The organism is Guyparkeria halopsychrophila, assembly GCF_044582135.1.
GTDB lineage: Bacteria > Pseudomonadota > Gammaproteobacteria > Halothiobacillales > Halothiobacillaceae > Guyparkeria.
Window position 1 is genome coordinate 122667 of the sequence record NZ_JBDODP010000003.1, and the last position, 15912, is coordinate 138578.

Below are 15912 nucleotides of genomic sequence, written 5' to 3' on the forward strand. Positions count from 1 at the left end.
TGCCACCCAATTGGATCCCGCGCTATGAGTTATCTGGTACTGGCACGCAAGTGGCGACCCCGGCGTTTCGACGACATGGTCGGCCAGAGTCACGTGCTCCAGGCACTCACTAACGCGCTGGATCGCGATCGTCTCCACCACGCGTATCTGTTCACCGGGACTCGCGGGGTGGGCAAGACGACGGTTGCCCGCATCTTCGCCAAGGCACTCAACTGCGAGCAGGGCGTCTCCAGTCACCCTTGCGGCGAATGCGGGGCCTGCCTTGAGATCGACTCGGGTCGATTTGTCGACCTGATCGAGGTCGACGCCGCCTCGCGCACCAAGGTCGACGACACCCGCGACCTGCTGGAAAACGTCGTCTACCTGCCGGTCAAGGGCCGCTTCAAGATCTACCTGATCGACGAAGTGCACATGTTCTCCCAGGCGAGCTTCAACGCCCTGTTGAAGACGCTGGAAGAGCCGCCCGAGCACGTCAAGTTCCTGCTGGCGACCACCGATCCGCAGAAGCTGCCGGTGACGGTGCTCTCCCGCTGCCTGCAGTTCAACCTGCGCGCGCTCCCCCAAGCACATATCCAGACCTATCTCGCCGACATTCTCGGTCGCGAGGGTATCGAGGCCGATTCGGAAGCCCTGCGACTGGTCGCGGATGCCGCCGGCGGCTCGATGCGCGATGCCCTGAGCCTGGTCGATCAGGCGATCGGCTTTTGCGATGGCCGGCTTGAGACCGACGCGATCGCCGACATGCTCGGCGTGACCGATCGCCGTCTGTTACATGGGTTGCTCGAGCGGCTGGCCGCCGGCGATGCCGACGGGGTGTTTTCCCTGGTGGATCAGGCGCTGGAGCGATCGGTGGACCCGGCGCGTCTGTTGGCAGAACTCGCCGAGACTGTCCACCAGGCGGCGCTGGCACAATGGCTGCCGACCGATGCACCGGCACTGAACGCGGATGCCGCCACCCTGCAGCTCTGGTACCAGATTGCCTTGTCCGGTCGCCGTGATCTTGGCTGGGCGCCCTCGCCGCGCGTGGGCCTGGAGATGACTTTGCTGCGGATGCTGGCCTTCGTGCCAGGTACGGACCGGGGAGTCAAGGCGCCGTCGTCACATCAGACAGTGTCCGCTGTTTCAGGGCAAGCGCCGTCGAGGCAGGAGGCCACCCCAGCGGCCCCTCGAGAAACACCCCAGGCGCCGGCCGGTGTCGCCGATCGGGAGCCTGTCGATTATCGTGCCGACGGGGCCGTCCCAGGCGAGGCGGTACCGACGATCGCCCCGGCTGAGGAAGGGCAGGGCACTGTCGCCGACGTAGGGGCTGTCGAGGCACCCGATGCGGGCGCGAGTTCGGCGAGTCGTGGCCAAACGATTACGCCGGAAAACTGGTTTGAGATCGTCGCACAACTGTCCATGCCGGCCCGTAGCCTCGCCGAGCGCTGTCACGCGATCAACGACGACGGCGCGGCCGTGTTGGTGATTGACCCCGGGTTCCTCTCGATGGCCTCGAAGGCCACGCAGGAACGGCTGGTCGCGCAACTGAAACGACTGGGTGTGCATCAGCCGGTGCGTTTCGAGGTCGGTGACACGTCGGCCGCGGCACCGCCGGTGCGAACTAAGCCGGTCGACGCAGTCGAGGCAACCGGGCCAACCGGGTCAACCGGGGCACCGCCCGAGTCGTCAACGCCACCGGCCGCTCCGGTGGAAACCCCGGCGCAAATCCGGGAACGCAACGAGCAAGCGGACGCCGCGGCGCGTGAGCAATCGTTACGCGATCATCCGGCCGCTCGCGTCATCGCAGAGCGCGCCGGGGCCGAACTGATTCGAGAATCCGTGCGTTCCATCGACGATCACGGTGTAGTCAACGAACGTTAGCCAGCAGGAGACATCGGCAAATGAAAGGTGGAATGGGCAACCTGATGAAGCAGGCGCAGGCGATGCAGGAAAACATGCAGCGCATGCAGGAAGAAGTCGCCAAGATGGAAGTCGAAGGCCAGTCCGGTGGCGGCCTGGTCAAGGTAACCATGACCGGCAAGCACGAGGCACGGCGTGTCTCGATTGATCCGAGCCTGCTGGAAGACGACAAGGACATGCTCGAGGATCTGATTGCCGCGGCAATCAACGACGCCGCGCGGCGTATCGAGCAGGAGCAGCAGGAAAAGATGGCGGGCATGACTGGCGGCATGAACCTGCCGCCGGGCTTCAAGATGCCGTTCTAAACCGGCCTTGCCTGGTCTTATCGCCCGATCCGTTTTGGGTCGGGCGTTTCTCGTTCAGGAGACGTGAAACGTGCAATTCTCGCCCAGTTTCCAGCAATTGATCGATGCCCTGCGCTGCCTGCCGACCGTCGGACAGAAGACGGCTCAGCGGATGGCGCTGCATCTGCTTGAACGGGATCGCGCCGGGGCAGGGCACTTGGCCGAGGCCATTGGCGAAGCCTTGGAAAAACTCGGGCATTGTCGCTCCTGCCGGGTGTTCACCGAGGGCGAGATCTGCCCGATCTGTGCCGACGATCAGCGCGATGATCGGCTGTTGTGCGTGGTCGAATCACCGGCCGACTGGATCGCGATCGAGTCCTCCGGTGCCTATCAGGGGCGTTATTTCCTGTTGCTGGGGCGGCTGTCGCCACTGGACGGGATTGGCCCGGACGAGCTGAAACTCGACCAGTTGGCCGCACGCCTCGACCAGGCGGGGATCGAAGAGGTGATCCTTGCCACCAGTGCGACGATCGAGGGCGAGGCGACCGCCGGCTACGTCACCGAGTTGGCCCGCTCGCGGGGCTTGCGCGTCACGCGTCTAGCGCAGGGCGTGCCAATGGGCGGCGAACTCGAGTACATCGATGCCAGCACCTTGAGTCTGGCGCTCAAGGGCCGTCGGGAAGCCGAATCATAGAGTTGTAACTAGCGCCAATCGCCATCAGCACCCTAGTGTCGGATGCTCTTGTCCAAAGGGCAGACATCGCCAGGTTGCTCGAGCTCACCATCCTATCGCCGCAGCTGCCTGGCTGCCACGTTGGGGCTGGCTTGAAGCGCGATCGCGCGGGAGTCCACGGATTCCGCCCCACACGTGGGTGATCCGTTCCCGGCGTAGGAACTGACGAATCAGTTCGATCAGCCGCCGGTTTGCCTTGCCGGCGCTGCGCGACCGGGGAGTACCTCGGGGTGCTGATTCGGCAAGAGGGTATTTTTTCACGCAGTTGGTCACCCAGACCGACTGTCTGGTGCTGTATCGCCTTGAGCAGGGGACGGACGGTGATCGCGCGGATCGCGCGCGAGGAATTCTGCGGCAAGGCGGACGTCGAAGTCCGCATGCTGAAAAGCCGCCGGCCTTCATCCCCTTGCTACTAGGGCTTGCCCAAGCTGACCAGGGGCGTCAGATCTTGGTGTTGCTCTGCCCGTCGATCACGGTGTCTGGCCCGTGCGCGTTGGGGTCGGCGGGGTTGTGAATGACCCGGTTCCGCCCCTTGCGCTTGGCCGCCAGCAGGCCGTCGTCGGCGCGCTGAATGACGCTATCGGGGATGTCGTGATCGATTATGTTGGTCAGGCCGATCGAGATGGTCAGCTCGCCCAGCTCCCGGCCGCTCTCGGCCAGGCGCAGCTTTGACTGCGAGATGATATTGCGCAGCTTGTTGGCGACGGCCATCGCGCCGTCGGTCGGGGTGTCGGGTAGCACGATCGCGAATTCCTCCCCCCCGTAGCGCAATACCTGGTCCTGACCCTTGACGTGCTCCTTGAGAGTGCGGGCGATAAAGCGCAGGATCTTGTCACCGACCAGATGGCCGTAGTTGTCGTTGATCTGCTTGAAGTGATCGATGTCCGCCAGCAGGAACGCGCCCGGCTCGCTGGCCGACAGCGCGGCCGTGATCTGCTTTTGCAGCATGTCATTGAGACCGCGTCGATTCGGTAGCCCGGTGAGCGGATCGGTACGGGCATCGCGGCGGGCGCTTTCGAGTTCCTTGCGCAGCTTGGCTATCTGGTCACCGGCGCTGTTCATCTGGTCAGATGATTCCAGCGCACTCTTCTCGATATAGCGCGTGTCCTCCATGACCTCTTCGGTCAACGCGCGCAGGGCCTCGACGGATTCACTGCGATCGATCTGTCGGACGAAGTCGCCCAGGGTTGAGGCGAAATTGGAGAATTCGTTGCCGGTGTTGAGCATCTGCAACATCATGTTTCGCATCACGCGCAGCATGATGTCCTGGGCGCGGCTCATCTGCTTGATCGCCCCGTTGAGCACATGCGTGTCGAACAGGTCCTGGGCGACGTCTTGGGTCAGGCCCTTGCTACTGTTGATCGCGTCGTCCATGTCCTTGGTGAGGCTGGCGTCGCGCTTGAGGGCACGTTCGTAGAACAGGGTGATGTAGACGGGAGTCGGCGGCAGCCCCAGCTCGGCGAGCTGCGAGAGTACCATCCGCATGATCTCGCTGGCCTGGCTGCGGTCGTTGGTGTAATCGAACATGTGACGTTCCAGGTTCTTTACGTCGCATCCGGCGACGTGAATTGGCTTAATCAAGTCGGGCTCGCCGCAATACATCGATGCGGCGATATGTGTCAGTCGTAGAGAAGCTCGGACAATTCGCGTGAGAGTTGGTGTTCTTCCACGCCGTTGGCCTGCAATAACTCGCGCAAATGGGTCAGGGCATCAATCTCGATACTGGACCAAGCCAGGGCGAGGGTTCGGTTCGACTCGCGAACGATGCGCGCGGTGAGCTCCACCAGGACGGTACGGTCCGGATCGGAAAGAATCTGGATGTTCAGCGATTCGGCCACGCAGTCGTCGGTCAGGCTGCCGGCGGTTTCCAGCTCGATGAGGATGCCCTTGAGCGAAACGTCGAGAATGGTGCCCCGCAGCGTTTCCTTCGGGCAGCGGATGCGGACCGGGAGCGGGATCTCGACACGGGCGAAGCGGCGTTGCGTGATCATTCCGTTGTACTGCTCCTGACCGTCTAGGTTGCACTGAGCCGCAAGTGACAGTAAGCATACTGTCTTCGGGCCTCAAGCGCTACGGTCGGGGCTCGAGTTGGTGGCTGTACCTGTTCGATGGGCTGGTAGAATAATCACCATGCCAAAAGTGATCGAGATCCGCACCCCCGGACGGGGCTTTATCAACATCACCAGCCAGGTGCAGGCCGGGTTGTCCGGCAGTGGCCTGTGCCATCTGTTCCTGCAGCACACCAGTGCCTCGCTGATCCTGACCGAAAATGCCTCGCCAGAGGTGCGGACGGACCTCGAGACGCTGATCGGCCGCGCGGCCCCGGACGGCGATCCCGCCTATCGTCACGACGACGAAGGGCCGGACGACATGGCGGCCCACTTTCGCACACTGTTGGCGGGGCACGAGCTCTCGCTGCCCATGACCGATGGCCGTCTGATGCTCGGCACCTGGCAGGGCGTCTTCCTTTGGGAGCATCGGGCCCACACGCATCGGCGCCGCATCGTGATCACCCAACTACCCGAGCGGCAATGAATCCGATTGCCGGTGGCTGGCCGCTGGTGCTGGCCGATCTGTCCAGGCGTGACGACGGCAGCGAGGCAGGCGCTGGTCTCGGCTTTTCCCGCGGGGACGATTTTGCCAAGAGTGACCATGTCTTTCTCGCTGGCAACGAGCTGCATGCGCGCTTCGCCGAGGGCCGGGGCAACCGCATCCTCGCGACCGGTTTCGGCACGGGGGGCCATTTCCTAACCACCGCGTTGCTGTTCCTGCAACTGGCGCCGCCGGGGGCCACCCTCGATTTCGTCAGCCTCGAACCGCATCCCGTCGCGGCGGATGATCTTTCTCTCCTGGCGGTCGCTCAGCAACGCGCGGCGAAGCAGTGGCTTACGGGTCATCCGCGGTTCTCGGCGGGGGCCCTCGACCGTTTCGTTGGCCTGCAATCGGCACTGCACGCCCAGTGGCCCGACCCCGTGCCCGGATTTCATCGGCGTCTGTTCGCGGGTGGGCGTATTCGCCTGACGATGATCTGGGGCGACCCCGGTATCCAGTTCCCGCGTATCGACGGCCGGTTCGATGCCTTTTACCTCGATGGGCTCGGCCCCGATCGCAATCCCGAGCCGTGGCAGGAGCCGCTCATTCTGCAGATGGGTCAGCGGTCGGCACCAGGGGCGACGGCCGTCACGGCTCGTACCGCCCCATGGGTACGTGAGGCGCTGGCCGCGGCAGGATTTGTTACCCAGCAGCGCCCAGGTTTCCGCCCAGGTTTCGCCCCCAACGACGACATGCTCATCGCCCGCCGCGATGACGGGCAGGGCAACAACGCCGTGACCCCGAGCCCGGCCGAGGGCCCCATTGCCGTCCTGGGCGCCGGGATGGCCGGGACCACGGCGGCCCGAGCGCTCAGCCGACGGGGACGCGAGGTCGTGGTGTTCGAGGCCGGTTCCCAGCCTGCCGGTGGGGGATCGGGCAACCCGGCCGGGCTGGTCGCCCCCGTGATCAGTCGCGATTGGAACCGCCTGTCGCAACTGACCGCGACCGGCATGGGTTTCATGCGTGCGGAACTGGGTGAGCTGGTCGATGGGGAGACCGCCGCGTTCGATGGCGTGATCAAGCTCGCGCGCAGCGAGCGGCACGTGGCGAAGCAGGTTGGTATTGCGGCCCAGCTGCAACCCGATCCGGCCTTTGCCCAATGGTGTGAAGCTAAGTCCCTGCGCGCATTGACGGGGGTGGCCGATATCGATTCCTCCGGGTGGTACTTCCCGACGGCCGGCTGGCTGCGCCCGCGGGCGGTCATTGCCCACTGGCTGGCCACACCCGGTATCGAGACACGACTGGATCGGCCGGTGCAGCAACTGCTTGGAGAGGCGGGGGTGTGGCGAGTGCAGACGGCCGACGGGCTGACGCATGGACCATTTGCCGAGGTGATCGTGGCGGCCGGCCCGTCAAGCGGGGCCCTGATCGAGACACTGGGACCGTGGATCGAGCCGTGTCGGGGGCAGGTCAGCTGGGCGTCGCACGGGAGCGACCCGTCTGGCGATGTTCCGGCGAGCGGTCTTCCCGTGATGCGCGAGGGTTATGCGCTCGACCTGCCCAGTGGCGAACGCCTGTTCGGGGCGAGTTTCCTGCCCGGCGATACCGAGCTTGAGGTCCGGGACGTCGAGCACGAGGAGAACCGGCATCGACTCGCCGCCATCGCGCCGTCACTCGATGCAGGGCTGTCTGCCGATCGCCTGCAGGGGCGTGCCTCGTTGCGTGCGACCACGCCGGATCGCCTGCCGATCGTGGGCCGGATTGCCGACGGGCTGTGGGTATCGACCGGACACGGGGCGCGCGGCCTGACCTGGTCGGCATGGCTTGCCGAGTACCTCGCCGCGCAAATCGAGGACACCCCGTCGCCATTGCCCAGGGATCTCGCCGACGGCCTGCGCCCGCAACGCTTCGACGAGCGTGCCGCGCGCAAGGCGGCCCGACGCGGCGGACGGTCCGGCTAAACCCGAGGGCCCGGATCAGTCCGCCAGGTTGGTCGGCCAGGTTAGTCGGCTAGGCGGCGGATGCGCTCGCGCTGGGCGGCCAGCTCCTCGAGCTCGGCCTCGAAGCCGGCCAATCGCTCACGTTCCTGGTTGACCACCGCCTGGGGCGCGCGCTCGACGAAGTTGGCGTTCGACAACTTGCCGCGCGCCTTCTCGATCTGCTTTTCGATCCCCTCGACGGCCTTGTTCAGGCGCTCGAATTCCGCGGCGACGTCGATCAGACCGGCCAGCGGGATGTGCACCTGCATCTTGCCCACCAGGGCCATCGCCGATTCCGGCAACTCGCCGTCGAGTTCCTCGATCGACTCGATCCGCGCGACCGTCGTCAGCAGCGGTTCGAGTTCCGTGATGCGCGCCCGGTCACGTTCACTGGCCTCGGTGACCAGCACCGGCAACGGCTTGCCCGGCGCGATGTCCATCTCCGCACGGATGCGGCGCACGCCGAGAATGAAGCCCTGTAGCCAGTCGATCGCCTCGCGCGCCTCGGGGTCGTGCTTCGACTCGTCGGCGACCGGAAAGGGGGCGGTCATGATGGTGTCGTCATCCGAGTGCTTGGTGCCGGCGAGCGGCGCGACCCGTTGCCAGATGGTCTCGGTGATGAACGGGATGAACGGGTGCAGCAGCCGCAGCAGTGTCTCGAGCACGCGCACCAGTGTGCGACGGGTGCCGCGTTGGGCGGCCTCGTCGCCGTGCTTGAGCGCCGGCTTGGTCAGCTCGAGATACCAGTCGCAGTAGGTGCTCCAGGTGAAGTCGTACAGCGTCTGGGCAGCAAGATCGAAACGGTAGGTCTCCAGGTGTTTGGTGACCGTGGCCTCGCAGGCCTGTAATTCACCGATGATCCAGCGTTCGGCAGTGCCCAGCGTTACCGGCTCATCGCCGAGTCCCGTGTCCTCGTCCTCGCATTGCATCAGGACAAAACGGCTGGCGTTCCAGAGTTTGTTGCAGAAGTTGCGGTAGCCCTTGACCCGCTCCAGGTCGAAGCTGATGTCGCGGCCGGTAGTCGCCTGCGCGGCGAAGGTAAAGCGCAGCGCGTCGGTGCCGTGCTCCTCGATGCCGTCGGGGAATTCCTCGCGGGTCTGCTTCTCGATCAGCCGTGCCTTCTTCGGCTGCATCAGGCCGGTGGTGCGCTTTTCCACCAGCGATTCCAGATCGATGCCGTCGATGATGTCGATCGGGTCGAGCACGTTGCCCTTGGACTTCGACATCTTCTGCCCGTGGGCATCGCGTACCAGGCCATGCACGTAGACCTCGCGGAACGGGACGTCCTTGCCGAAGTACTTGCCCATCATCACCATCCGGGCGACCCAGAAGAAGATGATGTCGAAGCCGGTCACCAGCACGCTGGTGGGGTAGAAGCGTTCGAGTTCCGCGGTCTGTTCCGGCCAGCCCAGCGTCGAGAAGGGCCACAGCGCCGAGGAGAACCAGGTGTCGAGCACGTCCTCGTCCTGGGTCAGTTCCTCGTCCGCGCCGATCTCGTACTTGGCGCGTACCTCGGCTTCGTCGCGGCCAACGAAGATATTGCCATCACGGTCGAACCACGCCGGGATCCGATGGCCCCACCACAGTTGCCGGCTGATGCACCAGTCCTGGATGTTCTCCAGCCACTGGAAGTAGGTGTTCTCCCAGTTGCCGGGCACGAAGCGGATGTCACCCGAGCGCACGGCATCGATGGCCGGTTCCGTGATCGCCTTTTTGCCGCCCGGCTTGCCGGTGGTCGTCTCGTCGCGGGTGAGATCGACGAACCACTGGTCGGTCAGCAGCGGCTCGATCACCGTGCCGCTGCGGTCACCACGCGGCACCATCAGCTTGTGGTCGTCGATCTGGACCAGCAGCCCCTCGGCCTCGAGATCACTGATGATCTGGCGACGGGCCTCGAAGCGATCCAGCCCGCGGTAGCGCTCCGGCAGGTGCGGGTCGGCGTCACGCGCCGCGTCACCGACGCATTCGGCGGCCTCGCGGATGGTGGCGGTCTCGGTGAGCACGTTGAGCATCGGCAGGTCGTGGCGCTGGCCGATGGCGTAGTCGTTGAAGTCGTGCGCCGGGGTGATCTTGACGCAACCCGAGCCGAACTCGGGGTCGACGTAGTCGTCACTGATGATCGGAATGCGCCGACCCACCAGCGGCAGGGTGATGGTCTCGCCGATCAGGTGCTTGTAGCGCTCGTCTTCCGGGTGCACGGCCACGGCGGTGTCGCCGAGCATGGTCTCGGGACGGGTGGTCGCGACCACCAGGTGCCCCTCGCCATTGGTCAGCGGATAGCGCATGTGCCATAGGTGCCCCTTCTCCTCCTCGCTGACCACCTCGAGATCGGAGACGGCGGTGCGCAGCACCGGGTCCCAGTTGACCAGCCGCTTGCCGCGGTAGATCAGGCCGTCCTCAAATAGGCGGACGAACACCTCGCGGACCGCCTCGGACAGGCCGTCGTCCATGGTGAAGCGTTCACGCGACCAGTCACAAGAAGCCCCCAGGCGCTTCATCTGCTCGGTGATAAAGCCGCCGGACTGCTCCTTCCATTCCCAGACCTTTTCCAGGAACTTCGTCCGGCCGATGTCGTGGCGCGAGACCCCTTCGGATTCCAGTCGGCGCTCGACCACCATCTGCGTGGCGATGCCGGCGTGGTCGGTGCCCGGTTGCCAGAGCGTGGCCTCGCCGCGCATGCGATGCCAGCGGGTCAGCGTGTCCATCAGGGTGTCCTGAAAGGCATGGCCCATGTGCAGGCGGCCGGTGACGTTCGGCGGTGGCAGCATGATGCAGTAGGCGCCCTCGGCCTGCATGTCGGGCGTGAACTGGTCGCCTTCCATCCAGCGCTGGTAGCAGTCCTGTTCGATCTGTCGGGGGTCGTAAGTCTTGTCCATGCCGTTATTCAGGTTCGCTTGTCGTCGGGTCGGAAGGTCGGGGCGGGGCCGCCGGAGAGGATGTCGGGCTTACTCGTCGCGGGATCGGACCGACTCGACACGATGGTGGTCAATGGTCGCCCCCGCGCTCTTGTATTGCCGCCAACGAGCACGGGCATCCGCGCGGGATTGCTCGTCGGCGGGGATGACCTCGTCGATATGCTCGCGATCGGTGGGGCGCGGGATCGGGGCACCGGTGAGATTGATCACCCGGGCAAAGCCGCCGGCCTCCGGGTCACAGCCGATGAAGATCGGCGCGTGGTCCGCGTCTTCCGGGTCGGCGGTGTGCGGTACGAAGCGGTCGTCACGGTACGACCAGAGGTAGTCGTCAAAGCCTTCCACGTGGGCGAGACCGGCGCAGACCACGTAGGTGGGGCGCTGTGCCTCGGCCTGCTCGGCGCAGAGTTCGGCGGCGAAGTACCAGAAGGCATCCTCGGCCGGGTCGTCGATCAGGTGGAATACAATCTCGCTCATTGGGGCCTTCGGGCGTGGTTGATGTCCGGGTTGCGGGGTGCTGCGACGCGGGCGATCCGTCGGTATGCTGCCTGTCGGATACTGGTAACCGGGGCCGCCGACGGTCACGCCACGGAGCAAGCGAGCATTATGCCCAATTACCCCATGTCGCCCAAGGCGATCGGCCCAGAAAACGGCTTGGCGATGGCCGGCCGGAGCGTTATCGCGCCCCGATATTTCAACGGCTTTGCGAGGGAATCGTGACGTTGATCAAGCCACGTCTGCTGGCGATTGTTAGTTGGGCCGCCGTGCTACTAGTGCTGGGGGTGGCGATTGCCTGGGTGGGGCCGGAGCGTCTGGTCGCGCCGTGGCGGTCGATCGACCCAATGGCCCTGCTGGTGGCGCTGGCGCTGATGGTGGCCAGTTATCTCATCCGCACCTTGCGTATTACCCGCTATTTCCCGGACCGGCTTGCCGGTCATTTCTGGTCGGCCTTCCGCCTGTCGAGCTGGCACAACCTGATGAACAACCTGCTGCCGATGCGTTCCGGTGAGTTGGCCTTCCCGGTGTTGATGCAGCGCTACTATCGGTTGTCTCCGCTGGAGAGCGTACCGGTGCTGTTCTGGTTCCGCCTGCTCGACCTGCAGGCGATTCTGCTGATCGGCCTGGTCGCCGGAGGGCATCTGCTCGGCCTTTCCGATGGGGTTTTGGGCCTGCTCTTTGCCTTGCTGCTGCTCGCCCCGGTTCTTGCCTACGGTCTGCGGCATTGGTTGCACGGGGTGCTGTGCCGGCAGGATGGCCGGCTGGCGCAGAAGGGCGTGACGATGCTCGAAAGCCTGCCCGATCGGCCAACGCGATTGCTGGGCACGCTGTTCTGGACCTGGGCGAACTGGCTGGTCAAGTTGGCCGCGCTGGGCTGGGTCTTGGCCGCCCTGGCCCCGGTCGGTTTCGCCGCCGGGGTGCTCGGCGCGATCGGCGGGGATCTGACCACGGTGCTGCCCGTGCATGCCCCGGGCGGGTTTGGTACCTACGAGGCCGGGGTGGCCCTGCTGCTCGCCCCCTTGGTCGACGAGCCGCGCACCGTGCTGGCCGCGGCGGTCAACTTGCACCTGTTCGTGCTGGGCACCGCGCTGCTGGCCGCGGCGTTGGCGCTGTTCATTCGTCGTCCGTCCCCGCGTTGACCTCATCGGCCGCCGCATGGCGGATCAGCTGATCGAGCGTGCCCATGTAACCCTGCAGCCGTGCCTCGAAAGTGGCGGCCGGCACGGCCCCGTCGTGGAATTCCTGCAACAGCGACAGGATGCCGGTGGCCAGGTGGCGATGCCGGTCAAGGTTCTCGGTCGCCCACCAGGCCACCGCGGCGCGCAGTTGGTGGTGGCGTTCGGATTGCTCCAGGTGGGCCCGTCCCAGTGAACGCAGCCCCCAGAGGGCGGCCATGGCGCCGAGTGCGGTGCGCGGCCTGGCCGGGTTGATCGCGAAATCGAAGTCGGCCATCCAGTCGGCCAGGGCGGGTGCCCGCATCGGCCGGGCGATGGCGTAGCCCTGACCGAGTTGCCCGCCGAGCAGGGCGGTGGCCTCGATCAGGTCAGGCGTTTCCAGGCCCTCGACCACCGTGTGCAATTCCAGGGCCAGGGCCATCTGGATCATCGAGGCGATGAAGGTCAGGACCCGGCCGGGTTCGTGCTGGGCCGCGCGCACCATGCCCTGATCGATCTTGACCGTGTTGAAGGGCAGGCTGCGCAGCCGCAACAGGTTGTTGTAGCCCGAGCCGAGGTCGTCCATTGCCAGGCTGACCCCCAGCTCGCCGATGCGCTGCATGGGACCGGCCAGATCGCCCGGCTCGAAGCCGGTGTCGCCCTGCTCGAGCAGCTCGAGCGTGATCCGGTGCGGACTCACCGCGTGGCGGTCGAGCGCCGCGCGCACATGTCCCGGAGTGGCCGGGTCCATCAGCACACTCACCGGCAGGTTGATGGCCACCGAGAGTGCCGGGCCGTGGGGGGCCTCGATCTCCCGCAGGCAGGCCAGGGACTGGTCGAGACCCAGTTCGAACAGGCGCATTACCTGGCCGTCGTTGAGCCAGGGGATGAACATGTTCGGCAGGATGACCTCGCCACTGGGCAGATTCAGGCGTGCCAGGGCCTCGAGCGTGGTTAGCCGGCCCGTCTGCACATCGATCACCGGCTGGTAGACCATCTCCAACCCTTCGTCGTAGAAGGCCTGCCGCCAGCGATCGTGATCGCCCTTGGCATACAACAGTGACGCCGGACTGCGAATCTGCCGCCAGGCCTGGCTGACCAGCGCCATCAATTGGCCGGTAAAGCCCTGCAACGTCGAGCTGGTGAACATCCCGGGGATGCGTCCATGCAGGCAGATCACGGCGATGGGCTGGTCACGGTTGTCGAGGATGGGGATCGCCACGGAACTGCGGATGCCAAGCGACTCGGCCTGAGCGGCCCAAGGCGCGCCGGCGGGGTCGTTCAGGGTGTTCACCATGGTGACGACACGGACATGCCGGTAGGCGACCGAGACCGGATGCGCCGACTCCGGGCGTTTGAGATCGAGCGTGGCGTGCCCATCGGGCTCACCGGTCGGCTGGGTGAAGAGGTCGTTGCCCTCGGCGTAGTTGGCGACGAAACGGCCGTCGGCATTGGGCGACAGGATCGCGACCCCATTAATGCCGGGCAGGCCGGTCAGCGTGTTCAGCAGATGCTCGTTGAAATCCGGCCAGTTGTGCTCGCTGCGTCGGCGATCATCGATTGCCACCAGGGCGGCCTGGAACTCGTCATCGACGGCCTGGCCCGCGTCGAGCTGGTGGGAAAGCTCCATGCTCAGCCGTTCGGTAAAGACGCGTTCGAGCCGGTTCTGGTGCCGCTGATTGACGTGGGCGCGATTGAAGGTCTCGTTGAACTCGTGCATGTACACGGTGATCGCGCGGACGAGGTCACTGGGCGACACACCGGTCAGCGCGTGCACGTGACCGATTTGGCGGGCGCGATTGATATGCGCTTCTTCGCTCAGATCGGGGTCGAGCAGGAAGGCGAGGTGCTCGGCCTGCTGGGTCCTGACCGCCTGGAATTCCCGGGGCGACAGGTGGGCGAGTACGTTGCGTATCGACTCCAGCCGGGAAATCTCGGCGTAGAAACGCTCGACGAAATCGTCGCTCAGGTCACCGACGTCCGGCTGAATCCGTTCGAGAAGCATCCTCGCGGCGGGGCCGTAGGCCGGTATGGCCTCGGGTATCTCGGGTATCTCGGGTAGATCCTCGCTCCGCTGGGTGGTTTCCTGCTCCCAGATCACCCAGTCCTGCTGACGGATCGCCTTGCTGTTCTTGGCAGCGTACAGCGCGGCATCGGCGTTGCGGATCAGCTGCTCCGGGGGGCTATCGTCAAGCGGATAGCGGGTGACCCCGATCGAGCCGTTGGCGTGGATCTCGACTCCGTGTTCCAGGGTGATGGGCCGACGGATGGTGGTGGACACGCGATCGAGGACCCGCGCCAGGCCCGCGTCGTCATCGATATCCTCCAGGATCAGCAGGAACTCGTCGCCACCCAGCCGGGCGGCCATGTCGGTGTCACGAATCGCCCCCTTGAGTCGGGCGGCGAGCGTCATCAGCATCTCGTCGCCGGCGGCGTGACCGAATCGATCGTTGATTGGCTTGAAATCGTCGAGATCCAGCAGGGCCACGGCCAGCATCTGCTCATGGCGTTCGGCTCGCGCCAGCGCCTTGGGCAATTCGGTGTCGACGGCGCGGCGATTGGCCAGATTGGTCAACGGGTCGTGATAGGCGAGATAGGTGTTGCGTTGCTGTTCCTCGTCGAGCCGATCGCGCAGGTCGAGCTGTTCCAGGCTGCGATTGACCAGTTCGCCCAGGTGCACCAGCACCTCGGTGACTTGCTGATCGAGGTCCGATTCGGCGGCGGCGATCACCACCAGAAAGGCCCAGAGTCGACCGCCTCGCGATAGCGGCACGAGCGCGGCAAGCGGTGGGGTGTCGAACCAGTTCAACTGCGCGAAGGGCGCGGCGATACGCTCGTCGATCACCATGCGCCGGCCGGCATCGACCAGTGCGTGGGCGCAGCGGATGCCGTCCTCAAGGGTGCGTTTTACCTCCCCGCTCGGCCGCTCGATGATCTCGCTGTCGCCACCGATGGCAATCGGGGTAATACCGTGGTCGGCCGGGGAGACCCAGGCGCCGAGGAACAGGCCGGTCTCCAGCAATTGCGTACAGACGACCTCCAGCATGCGCTGTTCGTCATCGGCCAGGATCAGGGTGTCGATCTGGGCGAGCAGCGACTGCATCAGTGCCTGGTCGCGTTCCAGCCGTTCGATCCGCTGACGCTGATGTTCCTTGAGCAGGGCGGCATCCGGCCGCGTGCTGGTAAAGGCATGGTCAATGCTCGTGCGTAGGCTCGACAGCATCGCCTCGTCGGGGAGGGGCTCGATGATTTCGATGGCCCAGTAGCCGGGCGTGCCGTCCTCCGGTCCGAGCGCCTGTAAAAAAAGACGTTCCTCGGTGGTTTCGATCGCACCGGCCGGATCGCTGCCCGTATCCGTTTCCGGCAGCAGGGCGCGATCGAAATCGCTGCTCGCCGCCAGCAGGCGGCCTTCCTCGCTCAGGAATACCGCGCTGCGCGATAGGGGGGGGTAACAGGCGGCAATCGTCTCGAGCAGGACGGCGATCGCCTCGTCACGAGGCAGCCGATCGACCAGCGAACGGGCCATGGCCTCCAGTCGCTCGGGTGTCATGGGAGGGTCCGTCGGCGGCGAGTGCTCGCCGCGCGTGGGCACATCGAATGCCACCCGGATCGTCTCGTCGACAACGAGATCGGCCGGGGCGAAGGTGCCATTCGAGGGCTGGGTTGGGGGTGGCTCATGGGGGATAGAGGATCAAGGCGTGACGGGTTGGGGTCAAGCTCGGTGGATTTCGCCCTTCGAGGGCCGTCAGTCTTCGTCATCGGTCGCAGCGGCAGCGGGCGTGCCCGGGAATGGCTCCGCTCCGTGGTGGCGGTCGCCGGTGTTCCTGCCGTACACTGCCCGCGTTTTATCGCTACCGGATTCCCATGTCGATCCGATGACCACCGGCTGCCATCCTGGCCGGCTTCCGGGTCGATCGGCCA

11 protein-coding genes are annotated in these 15912 nt (G+C 65.4%); 6 read left to right on the top strand and 5 right to left on the bottom strand.

Annotated elements, in window-relative coordinates; translation table 11 throughout:
• Nucleotides 1-24: 24 nt before the first annotated feature.
• From dnaX to recR, 3 genes are all read left to right on the top strand, one after another.
• Complete coding sequence (gene dnaX, locus ABGV18_RS02560) at nucleotides 25-1860, top strand: DNA polymerase III subunit gamma/tau (RefSeq protein WP_396584672.1); 1836 nt, start codon at nucleotides 25-27, stop codon at nucleotides 1858-1860.
• Nucleotides 1861-1880: 20 nt separating this feature from the next.
• Nucleotides 1881-2204 (top strand): YbaB/EbfC family nucleoid-associated protein, encoded by a 324-nt coding sequence (locus tag ABGV18_RS02565; protein WP_396584673.1) that lies wholly within the window; start codon nucleotides 1881-1883, stop codon nucleotides 2202-2204.
• Nucleotides 2205-2274: 70 nt separating this feature from the next.
• Entirely contained in the window at nucleotides 2275-2877 is a 603-nt protein-coding gene (gene recR, locus ABGV18_RS02570; RefSeq protein ID WP_396584674.1) for a recombination mediator RecR, read from the top strand.
• A 480-nt stretch (nucleotides 2878-3357) separates the two neighbouring features.
• Here the strand turns inward: recR and ABGV18_RS02575 are convergent, their stop codons facing one another.
• Together ABGV18_RS02575 and ABGV18_RS02580 are read right to left on the bottom strand one after the other, a co-directional pair.
• Entirely contained in the window at nucleotides 3358-4443 is a 1086-nt protein-coding gene (locus ABGV18_RS02575) for a diguanylate cyclase (RefSeq protein WP_396584675.1), read from the bottom strand.
• A gap of 92 nt (nucleotides 4444-4535) precedes the next feature.
• Complete coding sequence (locus tag ABGV18_RS02580; protein ID WP_396584676.1) at nucleotides 4536-4907, bottom strand: PilZ domain-containing protein; 372 nt, start codon at nucleotides 4905-4907, stop codon at nucleotides 4536-4538.
• 139 nt (nucleotides 4908-5046) lie between these two features.
• On the opposite strand from ABGV18_RS02580, the gene ABGV18_RS02585 reads away from it, so the two are divergent.
• The gene (locus ABGV18_RS02585) at nucleotides 5047-5451 is read left to right on the top strand and encodes a secondary thiamine-phosphate synthase enzyme YjbQ (RefSeq protein WP_396584677.1); all 405 of its coding nucleotides are present in this window, start codon (nucleotides 5047-5049) and stop codon (nucleotides 5449-5451) included.
• Nucleotides 5448-7409 (top strand): FAD-dependent 5-carboxymethylaminomethyl-2-thiouridine(34) oxidoreductase MnmC, encoded by a 1962-nt coding sequence (gene mnmC / locus ABGV18_RS02590; protein WP_396584678.1) that lies wholly within the window; start codon nucleotides 5448-5450, stop codon nucleotides 7407-7409. Before ABGV18_RS02585 ends, mnmC begins: the two co-directional genes overlap by 4 nt.
• A 41-nt stretch (nucleotides 7410-7450) precedes the next feature.
• Here the strand turns inward: mnmC and ABGV18_RS02595 are convergent, their stop codons facing one another.
• Both ABGV18_RS02595 and ABGV18_RS02600 read right to left on the bottom strand, forming a co-directional pair.
• Nucleotides 7451-10303, bottom strand: coding sequence for a valine--tRNA ligase (locus ABGV18_RS02595; protein ID WP_396584679.1), 2853 nt, complete (start codon nucleotides 10301-10303; stop codon nucleotides 7451-7453).
• Between the two features lie 69 nt (nucleotides 10304-10372).
• The gene (locus ABGV18_RS02600) at nucleotides 10373-10816 is read right to left on the bottom strand and encodes a DNA polymerase III subunit chi (protein ID WP_396584680.1); all 444 of its coding nucleotides are present in this window, start codon (nucleotides 10814-10816) and stop codon (nucleotides 10373-10375) included.
• Between the two features lie 239 nt (nucleotides 10817-11055).
• On the opposite strand from ABGV18_RS02600, the gene ABGV18_RS02605 reads away from it, so the two are divergent.
• Complete coding sequence (locus ABGV18_RS02605) at nucleotides 11056-11976, top strand: lysylphosphatidylglycerol synthase domain-containing protein (protein ID WP_396584681.1); 921 nt, start codon at nucleotides 11056-11058, stop codon at nucleotides 11974-11976.
• On the opposite strand, the gene ABGV18_RS02610 is transcribed toward ABGV18_RS02605, so the two are convergent.
• The gene (locus ABGV18_RS02610) at nucleotides 11951-15541 is read right to left on the bottom strand and encodes a diguanylate cyclase domain-containing protein (RefSeq protein WP_396584682.1); all 3591 of its coding nucleotides are present in this window, start codon (nucleotides 15539-15541) and stop codon (nucleotides 11951-11953) included. The two genes, ABGV18_RS02605 and ABGV18_RS02610, sit on opposite strands and share 26 nt — an antisense overlap.
• Between the last annotated feature and the right edge of the window lie 371 nt (nucleotides 15542-15912).

Excerpts from the sequence above, each read along its gene's own strand:
- ABGV18_RS02580 (WP_396584676.1), bottom strand. The coding sequence starts at position 4,907 with ATGATCACGCAACGCCGCTTCGCCCGTGTCGAGATCCCGCTCCCGGTC.
- ABGV18_RS02600 (WP_396584680.1), bottom strand. The coding sequence starts at position 10,816 with ATGAGCGAGATTGTATTCCACCTGATCGACGACCCGGCCGAGGATGCC.
- dnaX (WP_396584672.1), top strand. The coding sequence starts at position 25 with ATGAGTTATCTGGTACTGGCACGCAAGTGGCGACCCCGGCGTTTCGAC.
- ABGV18_RS02585 (WP_396584677.1), top strand. The coding sequence starts at position 5,047 with ATGCCAAAAGTGATCGAGATCCGCACCCCCGGACGGGGCTTTATCAAC.
- mnmC (WP_396584678.1), top strand. The coding sequence starts at position 5,448 with ATGAATCCGATTGCCGGTGGCTGGCCGCTGGTGCTGGCCGATCTGTCC.
- ABGV18_RS02575 (WP_396584675.1), bottom strand. The coding sequence starts at position 4,443 with ATGTTCGATTACACCAACGACCGCAGCCAGGCCAGCGAGATCATGCGG.
- ABGV18_RS02565 (WP_396584673.1), top strand. The coding sequence starts at position 1,881 with ATGAAAGGTGGAATGGGCAACCTGATGAAGCAGGCGCAGGCGATGCAG.
- ABGV18_RS02595 (WP_396584679.1), bottom strand. The coding sequence starts at position 10,303 with ATGGACAAGACTTACGACCCCCGACAGATCGAACAGGACTGCTACCAG.
- ABGV18_RS02610 (WP_396584682.1), bottom strand. The coding sequence starts at position 15,541 with ATGACACCCGAGCGACTGGAGGCCATGGCCCGTTCGCTGGTCGATCGG.